The following is a 23,301-nucleotide window of genomic DNA, read 5'->3' as shown; positions in this document are numbered from 1 at the left end:
CAGATGAAACACCCCTTTATCAGTCAAGCACCACCAGCCGCCTGGACTTTTCAGGGACGCTACGGGTCGAGGGCAGATGATCGGCCAGCAACTCGCCACAGGCATGGATACAGCCTAGAAACCCATTCAGGTTCTGGCCGTTGCGTATCTGCTGGGTAAAGACGTTGATCATGGCTTTCCAGGTCTGGTCGTTGAGACGACTGGAAATGCCATGATCGACGAGAATTTCGACATAACGTTCGGCTTCACAGACAAACAGCAGAATTCCTGTACCGCCCGGCGCGGTATGCAGGTTCTGTTCAAGAAACTGCCGGCGGGCCAGATTACCTGCCCGCCAGCGGCGCACTGAAGACGGTACCAGGCGGCTGGTGACCGGAGGAATACGGCACATCAGCGCAACCAGCAGAAATGTGACCAATTGGGCCAGCACCAACTGGCTGGCGTTGAACCAGTCAGTGACATAGTTGAAGACACCCGGCCCCAGCAGCGCCATGGCTCCGGCCCATACCAACGGCACGTAAGCGTAATCATCAGCCTTGGCCGCCAGCACAGTGACCAGTTCGGCATCGGTGCGCTGTTCAACGCGGGCAATCGCCTCGGCGACCTGCCGCTGTTCATCCTCACTGAGTAAAGCCATGTATCCCTCTTTCAGAGTCACACTCACCAGTTGCCGGAGGCACCACCGCCGCCAAACCCCTGATCGTCATCATGCCGGGTTGCCGCACTGCTGCCTTTCAAACGCATGCGCCGGCCCAGATTGGTCATGGCGCAGGTCGACATCATCAGCACCAGCGCTGCCAGTGCCAGCAATGCCGGCCATAAGGTGCTGGCAGGTTGCCCTGGATAAAGGTTGTCGGAAACGGGTTCAGGCCCGTCCGGCACATGCCCGCCCAATGCCGTGACGATGGCCTGCGAGCCTAGCTCGATGCCAGTGGCAAAATTGCCCTCACGGAACTGGGGAGTCACCAGCATGTTGATGATCAGCGCCGACTGGGCATCACTGAGCTGGTCGCGCAGACCACTGCTGGCCTCGATGCGGACCTTGCGGTTATCCCGCGAGACGATCAGCAGGACACCATCGTGTTTACCCTTCTGGCCGATCGACCAGGTCTTGGCCAGCCGCACGCCATACTCTTCGATGGTCGCGCCTTGCAGATCAACCAGGGTAACCACCACGATCTGTTCGCCGGTCGCCTGTTCATGCTCCTGGAACATCTGCGACAACCGTGCGGTGGTCGGCATGTCAAGCAACTGGGCAGCATCCACCACCCGACCGGTCAGCGGCGGAAACAACAAAGCGGGCTCATCGGCCCGTACCACCTGGCTGCACATGCAGCACCACAGCACCCATCCCAGCACAAACTTCAAGGCTTCACCCGCACACACGACCCGCATAGCCGGACATCGTATACCAGTGCAGGGCCGCTTGCCGCTTTGCAGCACAGTTTCGAGGTACTTGCGTCACCCTCTGGATGCATCCTGGCGGGTCTCCTCTTGTAGTTTTTACGTTTCATGAAACGACGTGCCTTAGCCAAACGGCAAGTTCCCCGGCATAATCTGGCGCCTACCACGGAGTATCAGGCAAAAACCGTTGTCTATGCGAAGCATGATGCAACAATTAGCCCAACGACTACCCTGCACTCTGTCCGGACAATAACGCCAAAGGTTCAGATTCCCCACCTGCAAGCCTGGTATTCAATGCAAGTTGTCGGCAAAAGCCTTGAGAAATCATTCATGAACAAGTTGTGCCTAATAGGTCTGGCGGTCGCTCTGACCAGTCAAACGGCGCTGGCAGCTACACCGGCCAGAGCTTCGCAGCAAACACCTTTGCAAGCCAAGAATGCTTTCATCAATGACCTGATGAAGCAAATGACCCTGGATGAAAAAATCGGTCAACTGCGGCTGATCAGCATCAGCAAAGAGATGCCGCAACCGAAGATTCTCAAGGAAATTGCCGCCGGCCGCATTGGCAGCACGTTCAACTCCATCACCCGCGCGGAAAACCGCCCGCTGCAGGAAGCGGCAGTGGCCAAGAGCCGGCTGAAAATTCCGATGTTCTTTGCCTACGACGTGGTCCACGGCCATCGCACCATTTTCCCGATCAGCCTGGGTATGGCGGCCAGCTGGGACATGGACGCCATCGCCCTGAGTGGGCGTATTTCGGCCAAGGAAGCGGCCGCCGACGGCATCGACATGACCTTTGCGCCGATGGTCGATATTTCCCGCGACGCGCGCTGGGGCCGCAGCTCTGAAGGCTTCGGTGAAGATACCCACCTGGTGTCGAAAATTTCCGAGGTGATGGTCCGCTCATTCCAGAGCAAGGACCCGGCTGAAAAGACCAGCATCATGGCAGCGGTCAAGCACTTCGCCCTGTATGGCGCCGTTGAAGGCGGCCGTGACTACAACACCGTGGACATGAGCCCGACGCGCATGTACCAGGACTACCTGCCGCCGTATCGTGCCGGTCTCGATGCCGGCGCCGGTGGCGTGATGGTCGCCCTTAACTCGATCAATGGCGTGCCCTCCAGCGCCAACCTGTGGTTGATGCAAGACCTGCTGCGCAAGGACTGGGGCTTCAAGGGCGTGACCATCAGCGACCATGGCGCAATCGGCGAGCTGATCAAGCACGGTGTGGCCAAGGACGAGCGTGAAGCGGCCAAGCTGGCGATCAAGGCCGGTGTCGACCTGAGCATGAACGATGAAGCCTACGGCGAGCACTTGCCAGGCCTGGTCAAGGACGGCGAAGTCTCGATCACGGAAATCGACAACGCAGTGCGCGAAGTGCTGGGTGCCAAGTACGACATGGGACTGTTCGCTGACCCGTACCGGCGCATTGGCAACGCTGCCGACGATCCTGCCGACACCTACTCGGACGACCGCCTGCACCGCGCCGAAGCCCGCGATGTGGCGCGCAAGACCATGGTTCTGCTGAAGAACCAGAACGACACGCTGCCACTCAAAAAGCAGGGCACCATTGCCGTGATCGGCAGCCTGGCGCAAAGCAAACTCGACATGCTCGGCAGTTGGTCGGCGGCCGGTCGCCCCCACCAGTCGGTCACGATCTACGAAGGCCTGAGCAACGCTGTGGGTGACAAGGCCAAACTGGTTTACGCACGTGGCGCCAACGTCAGTGACAAAGAGTATGTTCTCGATTACCTGAACTTCATCGAAAAAGAAATCGAAGTCGACCCGCGTCCGGCCCAGGAAATGATCGACGAAGCGGTCAAGGTCGCCGAGCAGTCCGATGTGATTGTCGCGGTGGTCGGTGAATCACGTGGTATGTCCCATGAATCGGCCAGCCGCAGCACGCTGGATATTCCGGGCAAGCAGCGCGACCTGATCAAGGCGCTCAAGGCAACCGGCAAGCCACTGGTGCTGGTGTTGATGAACGGCCGCCCGCTGGCGCTGGGTGAAGAGCTGCAGCAGGCTGACGCGATGCTGGAGACCTGGTTCTCCGGCACCGAAGGCGGCAACGCGATTGCCGATGTGCTGTTCGGTGACTACAACCCATCCGGTAAACTGCCGATGACCTTCCCGCGTTCGGTGGGTCAATTGCCTCTGTATTACGCGCACCTGAACACCGGCCGTCCTTATACTCCAGGCCACCCGGGCAACTACACCTCGCAGTACTTCGAGGAGCAGACCCAGGGCCCGCTGTTCCCGTTCGGCTACGGCTTGAGCTACACCCGCTTTGAGCTGTCTGACGTCAAGTTGTCCACCGCCAGGCTCAAGCGTCAGGACAAGCTGACTGCCAGCGTGACCCTGAAAAACACCGGCAAGGTCGCCGGCGCCACCGTCGTGCAGCTGTACCTGCATGACGTCGCCGCTTCGGTCAGCCAGCCGGTCAAGGCGCTCAAGGGGTTCGAGAAAGTCAGCCTGGAGCCGGGCGAAGAAAAAGTCGTGACCTTCACGTTGAGCGAAAACGACCTGAAGTTCTATGACCAGAAACTCAAGTACGCTGCCGAAGCCGGTGAATTCAAAGTGATGATCGGCCTGGATTCGGCCGACGTCAAAGAGGCCAGCTTCACCCTGCTGTAAGACGTTTGACGAAACACTGGCAGCCTGGCTGCCAGTGTTCCTTGCCAAGGCAGTCCGTCCATGACCTCTACCCAGCGTACCCTGCGCCTGTTCATCTATGTCCTGATCATCGTCAGCGGCGCGGTGCTGTGCGCGGGGCTGGCAATGCACCAGGCGCAGCAGCATGTTTTGAGCGAAGAGGCCCGCCGCGCCAACCTGCAACTGTCGTTGTATGCCAATACCCTGCACACGCTGATCGAACGCTATCGCGCCCTGCCGGCGGTGCTGGCGCTGGACAGCGAGATCCGGGCAGCCGTCAGTGGTCCGCTCAGCGAGCAGGCGCAAGCCGAACTCAACCGCAAGCTGGAAAGCATCAACGGCGCCGCCCACTCATCGACACTTGAACTGATGGACCGCCATGGCGTTGCAGTGGGCGCCAGTAACTGGCGCACGCCACAGAGCTACGTCGGCAACAACTACGGCTTTCGTCCGTACTTTTCACAAGCCCGCGCCAAAGGCGTGGGCCGTTTCTATGCCGTTGGCGTGACCACCGGCATTCCGGGTTACTTCCTGTCCAACGCGGTGCTCGACGACCACGGCGAATTCATGGGCGCCATGGTGGTCAAGCTGGAGTTCCCGAGTCTGGAACGCGAATGGGCACTCAATACCACTGACCTGTTGATGGTCAGCGACACCAAAGGCATTGCGTTTCTGGCCAACCAGCCTGAATGGCGCTACCGCGAGCTGCTGCCGATTTCGGTTGAAGACCGCGCCGAATTGCTCAGCACCCGCCAGTACGACAAAAAACCCTTGTCGCCACTGCGCAGCCGCGTGCTGCAAAGCTTCGGACCGAACAGCCACCTGAGCCGGGTCGAAGCACCATCAGGTACGGCCGATTATCTCTGGCAGTCCATGAGCCTGCCGGATGAAAACTGGACCCTGCACCTGCTGCGCAAGCCTGAAGCCGCCAATGAAGATGTGCGCAATGCCGCACTGGCCGCCGCCGGGCTGTGGCTGACGCTGGTGTTCCTGTGCCTGTTCCTCTCCCAGCGCTGGCGCATGGCACGCCTGCGTGAGCGTAGCCGCGATGAACTGGAGCAACTGGTGCAAGAGCGTACCCGTGACCTGCGCACGGCCCAGGAAGGCCTGGTGCAATCGACCAAGCTCGCCGCCCTGGGGCAGATGTCGGCGGCGTTGGCCCACGAAATCAACCAGCCGCTGACCGCCCAGCGCATGCAACTGGCAACGTTGCGCCTGCTGCTCGACCAGGGTCGTATCGAGGATGCCAATCAGGCGCTGGCGCTGCTCGATCAGCAACTGACCCGTATGGCCGCCTTGACCGGGCACTTGAAAACCTTTGCCCGCAAAAGCCCGGACGGGCTGCGCGAACGCCTGGACCTGGCCCATGTGGTCGATCAGGCACTGCTGCTGCTCGACACCCGCCTGCGCGAAGAACAGATCGAATGCGTCCTGCATCTGGCCCGACCGGCCTGGGTACGCGGCGATGCCATTCGCCTTGAGCAAGTGCTGATCAACCTGTTGCGCAACGCGCTCGATGCCATGCGCGAGCGGCCACGCAAGCGCCTGGAAGTAAAGATCGAAGCGGTCGGTGAGCAATGGCAACTGAGTGTGACCGACACCGGGACCGGGATCGACAGCGCGCACCTGTCCAGCCTGTTCGATCCGTTTTTCACGACCAAGCCTGTCGGTGACGGCCTGGGTCTGGGTCTGGCGGTGTCTTACGCCATTATTCACAGCCTGGGCGGGCAACTGAGCGCGCGCAATGTCGCTGGCGGTGCCATGTTCAGTTTCAGCCTGCCCAATGACTTTCTGGAGTCGGAGCCATGAGTCTCAACTCAGTGATTGTCGTGGATGATGAAGCCGCGATTCGCCAGGCCATCGAGCCTTGGTTGACGCTTTCAGGATTTGAAGTGCGCCTGCACCCGCGCGGCGAAGAATGCCTGGCCCAGTTGCCGGAACACTTTCCAGGTGTGGTGCTCAGCGATGTACGGATGCCCGGCATGGACGGCCTTGAGTTGTTGTCACGCCTGCGCGCGCGAGACAAGGACTTGCCAGTGATTCTGCTGACCGGCCACGGTGATGTGCCCATGGCGGTGGAAGCCATGCGTAACGGCGCCTACGATTTTCTGGAAAAGCCCTTCAGCCCTCAGGCGTTGCTCGACACCCTGCGCCGTGCGTTGGAAAAACGCCAACTGGTCCTCGAAAATCGCCGCCTGCACGAACAGGCCGACGCCCGGGCTCAGCTTGAAGCCACGCTGCTGGGCGTCTCGCCAGGGCTGCAGACGCTGCGCCGCCAGGTGCTGGAACTGGCCGACATGCCGGTCAATGTGCTGATCCGTGGCGAAACCGGCAGCGGCAAGGAACTGGTTGCCCGCTGCCTGCACGACTTTGGCTCGCGGGCAGCTCAACCGTTCGTCGCTCTGAACTGCGCTGCCATCCCGGAGCACCTGTTCGAGGCCGAACTGTTCGGCCATGAAAGCGGTGCCTTTACCGGCGCCCAGGGTAAACGCATAGGCCGCCTCGAATATGCCCATGGCGGTACGCTGTTTCTCGATGAGATCGAAAGCATGCCGCTGGCGCAACAAGCCAAGTTGCTGCGGGTCCTGCAAGACCGACAACTGCAACGTCTGGGCTCGAACCAGAACATTGCCGTGGATGTGCGGATCATCGCCGCAACCAAGCCAGACTTGCTTGAAGAGGCACGGGCCGGACGTTTTCGCGAGGACCTGGCCTATCGCCTGAACGTCGCCGAGTTGCGCCTGCCGCCCTTGCGTGAACGCCGCGAAGACATCGCCCTGTTATTCAATCATTTCGCCCAGAGCGCAGCCGAACGGCTGAGCCGCCCGGCACCGCAACTCAGCGGCCAGCAGCTTGGTAACCTGCTCAGCCACGACTGGCCAGGCAATGTCCGCGAACTGGCCAACGCCGCCGAGCGCGAAACGCTGGGACTCAATCCACAGCCAAGCGAAGCGGTGGCACAATCGCTTGCCGACCAGCAGGAGGCCTTTGAGGCCCAGTGCCTGCGGGCTGCCTTGAGCCGACATAAAGGCGACATCAAGGCGGTGCTCAATGAACTACAACTGCCGCGGCGTACTCTGAACGAGAAGATGCAGAGGCATGGGCTGGTGCGCGATATGTTTCTTTAAGGCACCTTCAGTCGCGGCAACAGCCAATGACAAAGCATAATGCCACTATCCGTTACCTGATAATGCCTTGCTGCCAATAGCGCTGGATTCGAGACTGTGCCTGCCGTGACCACCTCCCTGAATAGCTCCATGGCGAATGCATCTGCCGGACGTTTTATCCGCGAACATGACTGGAGCGCCAGCACGCTGGGGCCAAAGGAACACTGGCCGCCCGCCCTGCCCGCCAGCCTGAACCTGATTCTTTGTTCGCCACAACCGATGCTGCTGTTCTGGGGCGCACAGCATCTGCTGTTGGCCAATGATGCTGGCTGCGCGTTGCTGGGCCTGACCGCGCAACAGGCCCTGGGCCATCCCGCCGCAGCGCTGCCCCAACTGCCGTGGGGCAACCTCGAACCGCTCATTGCCCAGAGCCTGACTGGCCAGGCCAGCCGTTGCGAATCGCTGCAGATCCACTGCCCCGTACCCGCTTGCTGGTCACTGTCCTGCTCGCCAGTTGCCGATGCTGATGGCCAGGTTCTCGGCGCCTTCTGTGTGGTGCATGACGTAACGGCACAACGCCAGGCTCAGACTCGCCTGCAGGAAGAGTTGGCCTTCTCGCAGAGGGTGCTGGCCAGCCTCAATGATTGCATCAAACTCATGGACCTCGATGGACGGCTGAGCTACATGAACGAAGGTGGCCAGCGGTTGATGGAGGTCAGCGACTTCAATGCCATCCGCGGTTGCCCATGGCCGGATTTCTGGGAAGGTCAGGGCCAGGCAGATGTGCGTCTGGCAATCAGCGCCGCGTGCAATGGCCAGAGCTCCAGCTTCAGTGGATTGGCCCGCACCATGGGCGGCAGCGAGAAGTGGTGGCACGTTCAAGTCAGCCCGGTGTTTGGCAGAGACGGCAAGCCAGAAAAAATCCTCAGCGTCTCACGTGACATGACGCCCTTGTACCAAGCTGAAGAAGCGCTGCGTACTCTTAATGAATCCCTTGAGCAGCAAGTGCAGGAGCGCACCCGTGAGCACGACAGGATCTGGCGCCTGTCTACCGACCTGATGCTGGTAGCGCGCTTTGACGGCACCATCCATGCGCTCAACCCTGCCTGGAATACGGCGCTGAACTGGAGTCCAGAGCAACTGCTGGGCAGCGACTTTATGGCGCTGGTGCACCCTGAGGATCAGCCCGGCACCCGTGAGGCCATGGCTCAGCTCATGAGCGGGCAGAGCATTTCCGACTTCAAGAACCGCTACCGGCGCGCCGATGGCGCTTATCGCACCATTGCCTGGACGGCTGTACCCGACCAGCAATTCATCCATGCCGTGGGCCGGGATATCCAGAATCAGGAAGAAGCAGGCGAGGCCTTGCGCATCTCCGAGGAAGCCTTGCGCCAGGCCCAGAAGCTCGAAGCCATCGGCCAGTTGACCGGTGGCGTGGCCCATGACTTCAATAATTTGCTGACCATTATCAAGTCCTGTACCGACCTGTTGAAATCGCCGCAGCTTTCGCCAGCCAAGCGGGTCAAGTACGTCCAGGCCATTTCCAGTACCGTGGATCGCGCCGCCCGGCTGACCGGCCAGTTACTGGCTTTCGCCCGCCGTCAAGCGCTGCAACCGGAAGTCTTCGACATCAACGAATGTGTGTCGCGCATTGGCGAAATGATGGACACCCTGACCGGTTCACGCATTCAGGTGTCTATCGAGCTGCCCGCCGAGCCTTGTTATATCTATGCCGATCAGAGCCAGTTCGACACAGCGCTGGTCAACATGGTGGTCAATGCCCGCGACGCCATGACCGGCGTGGGCCAACTGACGATTCAGGTCGAACGGCTGCATGCACGGACTGACTCGCCATTACCCGACCTGGCCGAAGGCGATTACGTGACCATCACGCTGACCGACACCGGTGCCGGGATTGCTGCAGATCAACTCAGCCTGATCTTCGAGCCCTTCTACACCACCAAGGCCGCCGGCCAAGGCACCGGTCTTGGCCTGTCACAGGTGTTCGGCTTCGCCAAGCAGTCTGGCGGCGAAGTGGTGGTCGACAGCGAGCTGGGCCATGGCAGTCGCTTCACGCTTTACCTGCCCAGTGCCCGCCAGGCCCCGCAGCCTCGCCCACGCCAACCGGCGACCGTCACGGCTGGCGAAAGTGGTTTGCAGGTGCTGATGGTCGAGGACAACCCGGAGATCGGCACCTACACTTCGGCCATGCTTGAACAGTCCGGCTTCAAAGTCTTATGGGTGCCTGGCGCCCGTGAAGCCTTGCAGGAGCTGAAGAATCGCCCGGAACATTTCCATGTGGTGTTTTCCGATATCGCCATGCCCGGCATGAGCGGCCTCGAACTCTGCGCACAGATCCATCGCCAATGGCCAGACCTGCCGGTAATCCTCACCACCGGTTACAGCACCGAGTTTGTCGACGTCAGCCATGAGCAGGCTGAGCGCTTTGACTTGTTGCCAAAGCCCTACCGGGTTGAAGAGCTCAGCGCACGACTGCATAGCTGCGTGCAGCGTCACCGTCGCTGAGGCTTTTATAAGCAAGAATCCGCTTATGGCTGGCCGGTCAATAAGCGGATTCTTGCTTATCCGGACTGCCATAACGGCTCTATTCCGGGCTTTCTCTATGTGGCACAGGTTCTGCAAAAGGGTCATAAGGCTGCACGACGGCTTTCTAAAAACAATGACCTGACAAGGATCACTATGGCCCTCCCCAACTCCCTCTCAGAGTCGGCTGGCACCTCTGCCTCCGAAAAAACCACCTCCTCGCGCCTGAAGTCGATTTTCAGTGGTTCAGTAGGCAACATGGTCGAATGGTACGACTGGTATGTCTATGCGGCCTTTTCGCTGTATTTTGCCAAGGCTTTTTTCCCTGCTGGCGACACGACCGCACAGTTGCTCAACACCGCCGCGATCTTCGCCGTAGGCTTCCTGATGCGCCCGATCGGCGGTTGGCTGATGGGCCTCTACGCTGACCGCAAAGGCCGCAAGGCCGCACTGATGGCCTCGGTCATCCTGATGTGCTTCGGCTCACTGGTCATTGCCCTGACCCCAAGTTATGAAACCATCGGCATCGGTGCGCCGATCCTGTTGATCATCGCCCGTCTGCTTCAAGGCCTGTCGGTCGGGGGCGAGTACGGCACCTCGGCCACCTACCTCAGCGAGATGGCGACCAAGGAGCGTCGCGGGTTCTTCTCCAGCTTCCAGTATGTGACCCTGATTTCCGGCCAGCTCATCGCCCTGGCTGTATTGATCGTTCTGCAACAGACGCTGACCGAGGAACAGCTGTACTCCTGGGGCTGGCGTATTCCGTTCATCATCGGTGCCCTGTGTGCGGTGGTAGCTCTGTACCTGCGTCGCGGCATGGAAGAAACCGAGTCGTTCACCAAGGCGAAGAAACAGGAACCCAAGGAAAGCCTGATGCGCACCCTGATGCGTCATCCCAAAGAGCTGGCGACCGTGGTCGGCCTGACCATGGGCGGCACCCTGGCGTTCTACACCTACACCACCTACATGCAGAAGTACCTGGCCAACACCGTAGGCATGAGCAAAAGCGACTCGACCATGATCTCGGCCGCGACGCTGTTCCTGTTCATGTGTCTGCAGCCGCTGGTCGGCGCGCTGTCCGACAAGATCGGCCGCCGTCCAATCCTGATCGCCTTCGGCGTACTGGGGACTCTGTGCACCGTACCGATCCTCACCACTCTGCAGACCATCCAGACCTGGTGGGGCGCGTTCTTCCTGATCATGGGCGCACTGATCATCGTCAGTGGCTATACCTCGATCAATGCCGTGGTCAAGGCTGAGCTGTTCCCTGCCGAAATCCGTGCCCTGGGTGTCGGCCTGCCTTACGCCCTGACCGTCTCGCTGTTTGGCGGCACTGCCGAATTCATCGCCCTGTGGTTCAAGAGCATCGGTATGGAAAGCGGCTACTACTGGTACGTCACTGCGTGCATTTCCTGCTCGCTGCTGGTGTACATCTTTATGAAGGACACCCGTAAGCACTCGCGGATCGAGACCGACTGATCTAGCGTCACAGTGATATCAGGGGGCAGTCCACTAACGTGGGCTGCCCCTTTTTCGTTCAGCGAGCAGCCACTGCACGAGCCGGCGCTGAACCCGCAGGCCTTGATTTAATAGTGCTTCTTGATTTGTCAAGGTGCTTTCCCGTGAGATATCCCGAAAAATGCACGTCAAGCGTTCGATTTCTTGTACAAGGCCCGAAAACCGGGCATCGAGGCCAACTATCATTTTCAGCAATGATCGCTAACAACCCTATTAACTTCTTAATAATCCTTGGACACGTAACATGGCCTCCATACCGGGAACACAACTGAACCCGAACCGACTTCCCGAATTGGAGCTACCATCATGAAAAAGACCACTCTGTTTGCCAGCATCGCTTTCTCCGTAATGGCTACCAGCGCTTTCGCCCTGCCGGTGACTGATGCCGTTCAACAACCTCTGAGCGCTGACTACATCGCAGCCGATGGCTCGGACAACGTTGGCCCTAACCGCCAGCCAGTTCTGGACACCAATAGCAGCGCCGATCAAGGCCTGGCTGCTGACGGTGCCGACCACGTGGGCGCCAACCGCCTGACCTCCGACGGTGCTGACCACGTAGGCGCCAACCGCCTGGCCGCCGACGGTGCAGACCATGTAGGCGCCAACCGCCTCACCTCCGACGGTGCCGACCACGTAGGCGCCAACCGCCTGGCCGCCGACGGTGCCGACCACGTAGGCGCCAACCGCCTCACCTCCGACGGTGCTGACCACGTAGGCGCCAACCGCCTGGCCGCCGATGGCGCTGACCGTGTCGGTGCTAACCGCCTGATCTGATTTGCTTCATCGCTTCATCCTCCTCCCTTGATGCTCCTTGTATGCCAGTCAGCCCCCTGACTGGCATTTTTTTTGGCTTCGGGCTTTCACGAGAACTGAACTGATGAAACTCTGCGGTACTACAGTATCGGGCACGCTTATACCAACACGGTGCCTGTCCTCGACAGGCTCTGTGAGGCGATAATCCATAGGCTTTACCAGTCCTCCGGCAGCAAGGAAACCCGCCATGTCAGACGAGATTTACTCTTACGAACCCGCTAAAGGCCATGGCCTGCCGCACGACCCGTTCAACGCCATCGTCGGCCCTCGGCCCATCGGCTGGATTTCTTCTAAGGATGCCCAGGGGGTTCTGAACCTGGCGCCATACAGCTTCTTCAATGCCTTCAACTACACTCCGCCGATCATCGGCTTCAGCAGCGTGGGCCGCAAAGACAGCCTGAACAACATCGAACAGACCGGTGAGTTCGTCTGGAACCTGGCCACACGCTCACTGGCCGAGGCCATGAATCAGAGCTGCGCAGCAGTACCGGCCGAGGTCGACGAATTTCGTCTCGCCGGCCTGACGCCCCTGCCTTCACAGGTGATCTCGACGCCCAGAGTCAAAGAGACGCCGGTGTCATTCGAATGCAAGGTGACACAAATCATCCAGCTCAAACGTGCAGATCAGGAGCCGGTGCCCAGTTGGCTGATTCTCGGCGAGGTGGTGGCCGTCCATATCGCCAGCTGGCTACTCAAGGACGGCATTTATGACACGGCTGCCGCCGAGCCGATTCTGCGTGGCGGTGGACCGGCGGACTACTTCCAACTGGGCCCTGAAGCGTTGTTCAAGATGCACCGCCCGGTGGTCTGAGCCCGGACTCAGGAAACCTGACGCCACACCAGTTCGGCGTCAGCGTCCACGTCGAGCAAGCGCTCCAGCTCGTCGCTGGCAGCCTGGTCAGCGTCATCTGCAGTCTTGAACAGCTGACCCGGCAACACCGCATAAAAACGCGGCGCACCGCCGCCCTCCAGCGATTTGACAGCGATTGCGGCCTGATAGCCGCCCTGGGTCGGGATCATCGCGGTGACCGCTTCGTAATACTCGAAAACCTTGCGTGCCATGGATCTTTTGCCTGTCCTGGAAATCGGGCCGCAATTCTAACCTGCGGTGCCAGCAGGTTTGCCAGCATGACCTAGACTCTAAGTAACTCTTCCTCTACTCCACGGTTGATCCAAGGGGTGCCTTATGAGAGTCACAACAAGAAAATGCTTGGCTGCACTGGGTCTTGTCGCCGTCGTCGCGCTTTACGCAGCAGGCGCCTACCGCATCGAACTGGCGCGCATGTCGCCACATAGCGTGGTCTGTATGTTCGGCCACTGCGCCCCGGCACACGCCTCCCTCGTGGTATTGCGATGACGACCTACGCATGACTTCGCAGGGCTATCGATTAGCAAGCTAACGCAATAGACTGCGGGCACAACAGCCTTCAGGTTTTGCCGTGACCTGCCCTAGCCCATCGACACCTGCAACCACGCCGGGAATTCGCAGCATTCTGTTCGCCCTGATGCTGGCGATCTTTCTCAGTGCGCTGGATCAAACCATCGTTGCCGTTTCGTTGCCTGCCATTTCCAGCCAATTGCACGATGTCGAGCTGCTGGCCTGGGTGATCTCGGGTTATCTGGTGGCCATGACCGTCGCCGTGCCGATCTACGGCAAGCTGGGCGACCTCTATGGGCGCAGGCGTCTGATGCTTACCGGCCTTGCGCTATTCACCCTCGCCTCGTTGTTTTGCGCGCTGGCGCAAAATATGGAACAACTGGTGCTGGCCCGGGTGCTGCAAGGTATAGGCGCCGGCGGCATGGTATCGGTCAGTCAGGCAATCATCGGTGACATAATCCCGCCTCGTGAACGCGGCCGCTACCAGGGTTATTTCAGCAGTATGTACGCCTTGGCCAGCGTCGCAGGCCCGGTATTGGGCGGGCTGATGACTGAGTATCTGTCGTGGCGCTGGGTGTTTCTCATCAACCTGCCGCTGGGCATCGCCGCCTGGCTGGTCGCCCGGCGCACCCTCAAGGGTCTGCCGACGCCGCAGCGCAAACCGGTGATCGATTATCTGGGCAGCATGTTGATGATCATCGGCCTCAGCGCGCTGTTACTGGGCATCACCCAGATCGGCCAGGGCCACGCGCTGAGCGACCGCCCGGTGCAGTGGTTACTCGGCATAGCCTTGCTGAGCCTGGCGCTGTTCATTGCTTACGAACGCAAAGCCATCGAGCCGGTGCTGCCGATGCATCTGTTCGCCAGCCGCAGCGCAGTGCTGTGCTGGATCACCGTATTTTTTGCCAGCTTCCAGTCGATCTCCCTCAGCGTCCTGATGCCGCTGCGCTATCAGACGCTGACCGGCTCAGGCGCCGACAGCGCAGCGCTGCATTTGCTGCCGCTGGCCATGGGCATGCCGTTGGGCGCCTACTGTGCCGGGCGTCATACCTCCTTGAGCGGCCGCTACAAACCGCTGATTGTCAGTGGCGCCTTGCTGATGCCACTGACGATCATGGGCATGGCCTTCAGTGCACCGCAGGATGTCCTGCTGACCAGCCTGTTCATGATCCTGACCGGCATCGCCACCGGCATGCAGTTTCCCACCTCGCTGGTGGGTAGCCAGAACGCCGTACAGGCCAAGGATATCGGGGTGGCGACCAGCACCAGCAACCTGTTCCGCTCATTGGGCGGGGCACTGGGCGTGGCATTGATGTCGGCACTGCTGCTGGCCATGCTGCAGGATACCGGGCTCGGACATATGGGGGCTGGCAGCCTGGGTGGCGAGGGACAGTCGGGTAATGCCCTGCTCGACAGCCTTAACGCCAGTAGCGGGCCGGCCCTTGAAGCTTTGCGGGCCGAGCTGGCGGTGACCTTCCGGCAGTTGCTGATGGTCAGTGCGGCAATCGCCCTGCTGGGCCTGGCCGCCGCACTGGCCATGCCCAATCAGATGCTGCGTGGCCGTGAATGACATCTATGTGCCATGACAGGCTGGCCAACAACGGCTATAACCGTTAACCGGCCGATAATACTGCCGGGGCTACCTTAGCAATACGCAACGCGGGGCTGAAGCGCAGCATGTCCATGCACACATCGACCCATTGCTCAGCCTGCTGGTCCAGCGAGAAACCTTCAGGTATCAGTAACCACTGGGCAAGGATGCCATCGACAAAGGCATGCAGGCCGATGGCGGCTTTGTCGATGTCCAGTTCCGCCGGGAGCTGGCCCTTGCGCACGGCATTGCTTAATGAAAGACCGATACGTTCGTTACACCACAAAGCGTTATCACGTCGCTGACGGCGGAAGTCGCACATTTCATCGGTGAACTCGCACTTATGGAAAAGGATCTCATTGATGCGCCGGGTTTTAGGGTCTCTGGAAACCTGGCGAAACAAATGAATCAGCAGCTTTTTCATGCAACCCAACGGGTCGGTCTCGTCCTCGCTCAGACTGGCCTGGGACATTTCTTCAAGAGGCTCGTGCAAGCTGTCGAGCATGGCCTGTACCAGTTCGGCCTTGTTGGTGAAATGCCAGTAAATGGCACCGCGCGTCACACCGGCCAGGGTGGCGATATCGGCCAGGGTGGTACGCGCCACGCCGCGCTCATAGAACGCCTGTTCGGCGGCCTCGAGAATCTGGGCGCGGGTAACTTGGGCTTCCTCTTTGGTACGACGAACCATGGCATAAAACCTCTAAAAATGCTCCAGCCCTTGCTGCACGTGGCCTGGAGATGTGGTCGGGCGGCCTTTGTTACGCCTTGTCCCGATCGCGATTACAGCTTCATGAAGCGTAGTGGCAGGTTGTTTACAAACAGCCGTGAATGTAAGTATATTTATTAGCATGCTACGTATCTAGCTGCAAAATTTTTTTACACCTTTACTTTCTTGAGCAATCAAGGCTTTCGGCCCCCGAGGATCTTCATGCAATTCAAGCCAGCTGTTCCCGTTCTGGTCACTGCCGTCGCCCTGGCAACACTGCTCAGCGGTTGTAGCAAGAAGGAAGAAGCGGCTCCGCCCGCTCAGACTCCTCAGGTCGGCGTTGTTACCCTCAAAGCGCAGCCCTACACCCTGACCACCGAGCTGCCAGGCCGCACCACCGCGTTCCGGGTGGCCGAAGTACGCCCACAGGTCAACGGCATCATTCTCAAGCGTCTGTTCACCGAGGGCGGCGACGTCAAGGCTGGCCAGCAGCTTTATCAGATTGATCCGGCCATGTACGAGGCCACGGCCAACAGCGCCCGTGCCACCCTGCAATCGGCCAAATCGCTGGCCGACCGCTACAAATTGCTGGTCAACGAGCAAGCCGTCAGCCGCCAGGAATACGACCAGGCCGTGGCCACCAGCCGCGAAGCCCAGGCGTCGCTGCAAACCGCCGAGATCAACCTGCGCTACACCAAGGTCCTGGCGCCGATCTCCGGGCGTATCGGTCGCTCTTCGGTGACGGAAGGTGCGCTGGTCAGCAATGCGCAAACCGAAGCCATGGCGACCATCCAGCAGCTCGACCCGATTTATGTGGATGTAGTGCAGTCCTCCGCCGAAATGCTCAAGCTGCGTTCGGATCTGGAAAGCGGCAAGTTGCAGAAAGTCGGCAGCAATGCCGCCAAGGTCAAGCTGACCCTGGAAGACAACAGCGCCTACCCGCAGGAAGGCACGCTTGAGTTTTCCGAGGTGTCGGTCGACCAGGGTACCGGCTCGGTCACCTTACGTGCCGTGTTCCCCAACCCTGAGCATCGTCTGCTGCCGGGCATGTTCGTCCACGCCCAGTTACAGGCTGGCACTAACGCCAAGGCCATTCTCGCGCCGCAGCAGGGCGTGACCCGCGACCAAAAAGGCACGCCGACCGCACTGGTCGTCAACCAGGACAACAAGGTCGAGCTGCGCACCCTGGTGGCCAACCGCACCGTGGGCGACAAGTGGCTGATCGAAAAAGGCCTGAGCGAAGGTGACCGGGTAATCACCGAGGGCCTGCAGTACGTCAAGCCTGGCGCCGAAGTCAAAGTATCCGAAGCGACCAACGTCAAAGGCGCCAACCCGGCACCTGCTGCGGCCACCGACAAAGCCGCTGGCAGCCAAGGGGAGTAACCCATGTCGAAATTCTTTATTGATCGCCCTATTTTTGCCTGGGTGATCGCCTTGGTGATCATGCTGGTGGGCGGCCTGTCGATTCTCAAGCTGCCGATCAACCAGTACCCGAGCATCGCCCCGCCGGCCATCGCCATTCAGGTCACCTATCCGGGTGCCTCGGCGCAGACGGTCCAGGATACGGTGGTTCAGGTCATTGAGCAGCAGCTCAACGGCATCGACAACCTGCGTTATGTGAGTTCGGAAAGTACCTCCGACGGCAGCATGACCATTACCGTGACCTTCGAACAAGGCACCAACCCTGACACCGCCCAGGTTCAGGTGCAGAACAAGCTGAACCTGGCCACGCCTCTGTTGCCGCAGGAAGTGCAGCAACAGGGTATTCGCGTTACCAAGGCCGTGAAAAACTTCCTGATGGTGATCGGTCTGGTATCTGAAGACGGCAGCCTGACCAAGGAAGACCTGGCCAACTACATCGTCTCCAACATGCAGGACCCTATTTCGCGGACCTCAGGGGTAGGCGACTTCCAGGTATTCGGTGCCCAGTATGCGATGCGGATCTGGCTCGACCCGGCCAAGCTGAACAACTTTCAGTTGACCCCGGATGATGTCAGGACTGCGGTCAGTGCCCAGAACGTCCAGGTTGCTTCCGGCCAGTTGGGCGGCCTGCCAGCCGTTCAGGGCCAGCAACTCAACGCGACCATTATTGGCAAGACCCGCCTGCAGACTGCCGAGCAATTTGAAAACATCCTGCTCAAGGTCAACACCGACGGCTCTCAAGTACGCTTGAAAGATGTCGCGACCGTGGGCCTGGGTGCACAGAACTATAGCGTCGACTCGCAGTTCAACGGTAAACCGGCCTCTGGTCTGGCGATCAAACTGGCACCGGGTGCCAACGCCCTGGACACGGCCAAAGCGATCCGTGCGACCGTGAGCTCGCTGGAGCCGTTCTTTCCGCCGGGCATGAAGGTCGTATTCCCGTATGACACCACCCCGGTGGTCAGCGAGTCGATCTCCGGCGTAGTCCACACCCTGCTCGAAGCCGTGGTTCTGGTGTTTCTGGTGATGTACCTGTTCCTGCAGAACTTCCGCGCCACGGTGATTACCACCCTGACTGTGCCGGTGGTACTGCTGGGCACCTTCGGTATCCTCGCGGCATTCGGCTTCACCATCAACACCCTGACCATGTTCGGTATGGTACTGGCCATCGGCTTGCTGGTGGACGATGCCATCGTTGTGGTGGAAAACGTCGAACGGGTGATGATCGAAGATAAACTCTCACCACGCGATGCGACGATCCGCTCCATGGAGCAGATTCAGGGCGCGCTGGTAGGTATTGCCCTGGTGCTGTCGGCAGTACTGCTGCCCATGGCGTTCTTCGGTGGATCCACCGGGGTCATCTATAAGCAGTTCTCGATCACCATCGTCTCGGCCATGGCCCTGTCGGTGATCGTGGCACTGATCTTCACCCCGGCGCTGTGCGCCACCATGCTCAAACCCATCGACCACTCCCACGATCTGGAGAAACGCGGGTTCTTCGGCTGGTTCAACCGCACCTTCGACCGTGGCGTTCACGGTTACGAGCGCGGCGTGGCCGGGATGCTCAAGCACAAGTGGCCAGCCTACCTGGGCTACGTCCTGATCTGCGTCGGCATGGTCTGGATGTTCAACCGCATCCCGGCCGCGTTCCTGCCAGAGGAAGACCAGGGCGTGATGTTCGTGCAGGTGCAGACCCCGGCCGGTTCCACTGCCGAGCGCACCCAGCAGGTCATGGACACCATGCGTGAGCACTTGCTGAGCAAGGAATCCGATTCGGTACAGTCGGTGTTTACCGTCAACGGCTTCAACTTTGCAGGCCGGGGCCAGAACTCGGGTATCGCCTTCGTATTGCTTAAACCGTGGGGTGAGCGCGAAGGCGCGCACAACAGCGTGTTCGAGCTGGCCAAGCGTGCGCAGGGCTACTTCTTTACCCTGCGCGATGCAATGGTGTTCGCAGTGGTCCCGCCTTCGGTACTGGAACTGGGTAACGCCACCGGTTTCGACGTCTACCTGCAGGACCAGGGCGGTGTCGGCCATGACAAACTCATGCAGGCACGCAATCAGTTGCTCGGGGCAGCAGCGCAAAGCAAAATCCTCGCGGGTGTACGCCCCAACGGCCTGAACGATGAGCCGCAATATCAGCTCAGCATTGATGACGAGCGCGCCCGCGCCTTGGGCATCAGCCTGGCGGACATTAACAGCACCCTGTCGATTGCTTTCGGTAGTAGCTACGTAAACGACTTCATTGATCGTGGCCGGGTCAAGAAGGTTTACCTGCAGGGTAATGCCGATGCGCGCATGAACCCTGAAGATCTGAACAAGTGGTACGTGCGCAATGGCGCCGGGCAAATGGTGCCGTTCTCGGCGTTCAGCAGCGGCGAGTGGGTGTTTGGTTCGCCAAAACTGTCGCGTTACAACGGTGTACCTGCCGAGGAAGTACTGGGTACTCCGGCACCGGGCTACAGTACCGGCCAGGCCATGGCCGAGATCGAGCGGCTGGCCAAGGATCTGCCTCCGGGCATCGGCATCTCCTGGACCGGCCTGTCGTACGAAGAACGCTTGTCCGGCTCTCAGGCACCGGCCCTCTATGCCCTGTCGCTGCTGGTCGTGTTCCTCTGCCTGGCGGCCCTGTATGAGAGCTGGTCGATCCCGATTGCGGTCATGCTGGTCGTACCGCTGGGGGTTATCGGTGCACTGATGGCAACCAGCTTGCGCGGCTTGTCCAATGACGTGTTCTTCCAGGTCGGGCTATTGGTGACAGTGGGTCTGGCAGCGAAGAACGCCATTCTGATCGTCGAGTTCGCCAAGGAACTGCACGAACAGGGCAAAGGCCTGGTAGAGGCTACAATCGAAGCCTGCCGGATGCGTTTGCGCCCGATCATCATGACCTCGATGGCGTTTATTCTTGGTGTTGTACCACTGGTCATTGCCAGCGGCGCAGGCTCGGGTAGCCAGCATTCGATTGGTACTGGCGTAATTGGCGGTATGATTACCGCCGTCGTTCTGGCGATCTTCTGGGTGCCGCTGTTCTTTGTCTCGATTTCGGGGCTGTTCAAGAGCAAACAGAAAAACATTCCACAGCATGAGGCTGGCCAATGAGCAAGTCCCTGATCTCTCTGGCAGTCACCGCGTTCATTCTCGGCGGCTGCTCGCTGATTCCCGAATATCAGCAGCCGGCCGCTCCGGTGGCCGCGCAATACCCGCAAGGTCCGGCTTATGGGCCGGCCGAAGCGGCCAACATGGCAGCAGCCGAACAAGGCTGGCGGCAGTTCTTCCGCGACCCTGCGTTGCAGCAACTGATCCAGACCTCGCTGGAAAACAACCGCGACCTGCGCGTCGCGGCGTTGAACATCGATGCTTATCGCGCGCAGTACCGCATTCAGCGTTCTGACCTGTTCCCGGCGGTCTCGGCCACCGGCAGCGGCAGTCGCCAGCGCATGCCGGCCGACATGTCCAGCACCGGCCAGTCGAGCATCACCAGCAGCTATTCGGCCACCCTGGGCGTCAGCGCCTATGAGCTGGACCTGTTCGGTCGGGTGCGCAGCCTCAGTGAACAGGCCTTGCAGACCTACTTCGCCAGCGAAGAAGCGCGACGCTCGACCCAGATCAGCCTGGTCGCCAGCGTTGCCAACGCCTACCTGACCTGGCAGGCCGACAAGGAACTGCTCAAGCTGACCCAGGACACCCTCAAGACCTATGAGGAAAGCCTGCGTCTGACCAGCCGTAGCAATGAAGTGGGTGTGGCCTCGGCGCTGGACCTGAGCCAGGCGCGTACGTCGGTGGAAAGCGCCAAGGCACGGCTGGCCCAGTATCAGCGTCTGGTTGCCCAGGATCAGAACAACCTGACCCTGCTGTTGGGCACCGGCCTGCCAGCCAACCTGCCTGAAGCCCAGCCATTGAGTGCCGACCTGCTCAGCGAAATGCCGGCCGGCCTGCCATCGGATCTGCTGCAACGCCGCCCGGATATTCTCCAGGCCGAGCATAACCTCAAGGCGGCCAACGCCAATATCGGTGCCGCCCGTGCAGCGTTCTTCCCAAGCATCAGCCTGACCGCCAATGCCGGATCAATCAGTCCTGACCTGTCGGGGCTGTTCAAGGGTGGCTCGGGTACCTGGTTGTTCCAGCCGAGTATCAACCTGCCGATCTTCAACGCTGGCAACCTGCGGGCCAGCCTGGATTACTCGAAAATCCAGAAAGAGATCAACGTCGCCAACTATGAGAAGGCGATTCAGACGGCATTCCAGGAAGTGTCCGATGGCCTGGCAGCGCGCAAGACCTATGACGAACAGTTACAGGCGCAGCGTGACTACGTGGCTGCCAGCCAGGATTACTATCGTCTCGCAGAACGTCGCTACCGGATCGGGATCGACAGCAACCTGACGTTCCTGGACTCGCAACGTTCGTTGTTCAGTGCCCAGCAGACGCTGATTACTGATCGTCTGTCGCAGCTGACCAGTGAGGTCAATCTGTACAAGGCGCTCGGTGGCGGCTGGTACGAGAACAGCGGGCAGATTCAGCCGCTGGCCAAGGAAAAACCTTCGGTGCAGTTGTTCTAAGTTGTTTATGGTTGTGAAACAAACCCGCCTTTGAAGGCGGGTTTGTTTTTTCTGAAGGCATGTAGCGGATCGCTCACGCCACAGCACACTGCAAATCAATGATCATGATGCAAATAGGCCGGTTGTTTCGGCAGCCGCAGGCTGAACAGAAACGCCACGGCCATCATGATCGTCACATACCAGTAGAAGTAGTTTTCCACCCCCTGGCTCTTGAAGTTCAGCGCCACATATTCCGCCGAGCCACCAAACACTGCATTGGCCACGGCATAAGCCAGGCCAACCCCCAGCGCACGTACCTGAGGCGGGAACATCTCCGCTTTGACCAGGCCGCTGATCGACGTATAGAAACTGACAATGGCCAACGCCAGGGTAATCAACACGAACGCCATGAACGGGCTTTCGACGCTTTTCAACGCGGTCAGAATCGGCAGCGTGCACAGGGTCCCCAACGCGCCGAACCACAGCATCGAGTTACGTCGGCCAATACGATCGGCCAGCATGCCGAACAGCGGCTGCATGCACATGTACAAAAACAGCACCCCGGTCATGATGAAGCTGGCGGTCTTGGGCTCCATTCCACCGGTGTTGACCAGGTACTTCTGCATGTAAGTGGTGAAGGTATAGAAAATCAGCGAACCACCGGCGGTGTAACCCAATACCGTGATAAACGCTGCTTTATGGTGTTTGAACAACGCAGCCACGCTGCCGGCGTCTTTGTCATCGCGGCTTTCGGCGGTGGTGGTTTCGTTCAGGCTGCGGCGCAGCAACAGCGCAATGACTGCCGCACAGGCACCGATCACGAACGGAATCCGCCAGCCGTAGGCACGCAGTTCCTCGGTGCTGAGAAACTGCTGAAGAATGACCACCGTCAGCACCGCCAGCAACTGACCGCCAATCAGCGTCACGTACTGGAACGAGGCAAAGAAGCCGCGCTGCCCGCGCAGGGCCACTTCACTCATGTAAGTTGCCGTGGTGCCGTATTCACCACCGACCGACAATCCCTGGATCAGGCGCGCGACCAATAGCAAGGCCGGTGCCCAAGCGCCGATGGAGGCATAGGTCGGCAAACAGGCGATCACCAGCGAGCCTGCACACATCATGCTCACCGAAATCAGCATGGAGTTCTTGCGCCCGTGCTTGTCGGCGACCCGGCCAAACAGCCAGCCGCCAATCGGCCGCATCAGAAATCCGGCAGCGAAGACACCAGCGGTATTGAGCAACTGCACGGTAGGGTCGTCGGAGGGAAAGAACGCCGGCGCAAAGTAGATGGCGCAAAAAGCGTAGATATAGAAGTCGAACCATTCGACCAGGTTGCCCGAAGAGGCCCCCACGATAGCGAAGATTCGTTTGCGGCGCTCTTCGCCGGTGTAATGCATGGTGGTTGCCATTGGCTGGTCTCCCCGTGTGATATCGGCAGCGTCATCCCTGAGCAGACGAGGCTACCCCTGAAACAATTGGTCACATTCATCGAACCTAAAGTTCAATGCGAGCAGCTATCCCGGCGGGAAAAAGCGCAGGCCAGAGCCTGCGTTGAGGAAGGAGGAGTCCAACAGAAAGGGCAATCCGCCAGCCCCGGAGCCTGCCTGTTCGTGGAGCCAGGGCCGGATCTG

At 59.9% G+C, this 23,301-nt stretch carries 16 protein-coding genes; 11 read left to right on the top strand and 5 right to left on the bottom strand.

What is annotated here, in order from left to right; genetic code table 11:
• Positions 1-19 precede the first annotated feature (19 nt).
• Together NJC38_RS08490 and NJC38_RS08485 are read right to left on the bottom strand one after the other, a co-directional pair.
• Complete coding sequence (locus NJC38_RS08490) at positions 20-637, bottom strand: hypothetical protein (protein WP_253113256.1); 618 nt, start codon at positions 635-637, stop codon at positions 20-22.
• Between the two features lie 23 nt (positions 638-660).
• A complete protein-coding gene (locus tag NJC38_RS08485) occupies positions 661-1,395 on the bottom strand; it encodes a YgcG family protein (RefSeq protein ID WP_253113254.1) in 735 nt (244 codons plus the stop codon).
• Positions 1,396-1,734: 339 nt separating this feature from the next.
• On the opposite strand from NJC38_RS08485, the gene bglX reads away from it, so the two are divergent.
• The 7 genes from bglX (at position 1,735) to NJC38_RS08450 (ending at position 12,849) form a co-directional block, all read left to right on the top strand.
• Positions 1,735-4,038 carry a beta-glucosidase BglX gene (bglX, locus tag NJC38_RS08480; protein ID WP_253113251.1) on the top strand — a complete coding sequence of 768 codons (2,304 nt, stop codon included), beginning with the start codon at positions 1,735-1,737 and terminating at the stop codon, positions 4,036-4,038.
• Positions 4,039-4,098: 60 nt separating this feature from the next.
• Positions 4,099-5,865, top strand: a complete 1,767-nt coding sequence (locus tag NJC38_RS08475) for an ATP-binding protein (protein ID WP_253113249.1) — start codon at positions 4,099-4,101, stop codon at positions 5,863-5,865.
• Positions 5,862-7,184 (top strand): sigma-54 dependent transcriptional regulator, encoded by a 1,323-nt coding sequence (locus NJC38_RS08470; protein ID WP_253113246.1) that lies wholly within the window; start codon positions 5,862-5,864, stop codon positions 7,182-7,184. The genes NJC38_RS08475 and NJC38_RS08470 overlap by 4 nt, the downstream gene beginning before the upstream one ends.
• A 129-nt stretch (positions 7,185-7,313) precedes the next feature.
• The gene (locus tag NJC38_RS08465) at positions 7,314-9,689 is read left to right on the top strand and encodes a PAS domain-containing protein (protein ID WP_253113243.1); all 2,376 of its coding nucleotides are present in this window, start codon (positions 7,314-7,316) and stop codon (positions 9,687-9,689) included.
• Between the two features lie 174 nt (positions 9,690-9,863).
• On the top strand, positions 9,864-11,186 hold the full coding sequence (locus NJC38_RS08460; protein WP_045488242.1) for an MFS transporter: 1,323 nt from the start codon (positions 9,864-9,866) through the stop codon (positions 11,184-11,186).
• A 345-nt stretch (positions 11,187-11,531) separates the two neighbouring features.
• The gene (locus NJC38_RS08455) at positions 11,532-11,999 is read left to right on the top strand and encodes a hypothetical protein (protein WP_253113240.1); all 468 of its coding nucleotides are present in this window, start codon (positions 11,532-11,534) and stop codon (positions 11,997-11,999) included.
• A 226-nt stretch (positions 12,000-12,225) separates the two neighbouring features.
• Positions 12,226-12,849, top strand: a complete 624-nt coding sequence (locus NJC38_RS08450; RefSeq protein ID WP_253113238.1) for a flavin reductase family protein — start codon at positions 12,226-12,228, stop codon at positions 12,847-12,849.
• 8 nt (positions 12,850-12,857) lie between these two features.
• Here the strand turns inward: NJC38_RS08450 and NJC38_RS08445 are convergent, their stop codons facing one another.
• Complete coding sequence (locus NJC38_RS08445) at positions 12,858-13,100, bottom strand: hypothetical protein (RefSeq protein WP_253113236.1); 243 nt, start codon at positions 13,098-13,100, stop codon at positions 12,858-12,860.
• 377 nt (positions 13,101-13,477) lie between these two features.
• Here NJC38_RS08445 and NJC38_RS08440 point away from each other — a divergent pair, with 377 nt between their 5' ends.
• Positions 13,478-14,986 carry an MDR family MFS transporter gene (locus NJC38_RS08440; RefSeq protein WP_366855668.1) on the top strand — a complete coding sequence of 503 codons (1,509 nt, stop codon included), beginning with the start codon at positions 13,478-13,480 and terminating at the stop codon, positions 14,984-14,986.
• Positions 14,987-15,029: 43 nt separating this feature from the next.
• On the opposite strand, the gene NJC38_RS08435 is transcribed toward NJC38_RS08440, so the two are convergent.
• Positions 15,030-15,695, bottom strand: coding sequence for a TetR family transcriptional regulator (locus tag NJC38_RS08435; protein WP_253113234.1), 666 nt, complete (start codon positions 15,693-15,695; stop codon positions 15,030-15,032).
• Positions 15,696-15,935: 240 nt separating this feature from the next.
• Here NJC38_RS08435 and NJC38_RS08430 point away from each other — a divergent pair, with 240 nt between their 5' ends.
• Genes NJC38_RS08430 through adeC form a run of 3 tightly spaced genes read left to right on the top strand, consistent with a single transcriptional unit; the run spans position 15,936 to position 21,691 of the window.
• Positions 15,936-17,096, top strand: a complete 1,161-nt coding sequence (locus tag NJC38_RS08430) for an efflux RND transporter periplasmic adaptor subunit (protein ID WP_253113232.1) — start codon at positions 15,936-15,938, stop codon at positions 17,094-17,096.
• A gap of 3 nt (positions 17,097-17,099) precedes the next feature.
• The gene (locus NJC38_RS08425; protein WP_253113230.1) at positions 17,100-20,234 is read left to right on the top strand and encodes an efflux RND transporter permease subunit; all 3,135 of its coding nucleotides are present in this window, start codon (positions 17,100-17,102) and stop codon (positions 20,232-20,234) included.
• A complete protein-coding gene (gene adeC / locus NJC38_RS08420) occupies positions 20,231-21,691 on the top strand; it encodes an AdeC/AdeK/OprM family multidrug efflux complex outer membrane factor (RefSeq protein WP_045488224.1) in 1,461 nt (486 codons plus the stop codon). The genes NJC38_RS08425 and adeC overlap by 4 nt, the downstream gene beginning before the upstream one ends.
• Before the next feature lie 95 nt (positions 21,692-21,786).
• Here the strand turns inward: adeC and NJC38_RS08415 are convergent, their stop codons facing one another.
• Positions 21,787-23,079, bottom strand: coding sequence for an MFS family transporter (locus tag NJC38_RS08415; RefSeq protein ID WP_045488221.1), 1,293 nt, complete (start codon positions 23,077-23,079; stop codon positions 21,787-21,789).
• Between the last annotated feature and the right edge of the window lie 222 nt (positions 23,080-23,301).

Source organism: Pseudomonas sp. 21LCFQ010 (assembly GCF_024129905.1).
Classification (GTDB): domain Bacteria; phylum Pseudomonadota; class Gammaproteobacteria; order Pseudomonadales; family Pseudomonadaceae; genus Aquipseudomonas.
The sequence above is the reverse complement of the archived record's forward strand: the minus strand, read 5'-3'. Positions and strand labels throughout refer to the sequence as shown.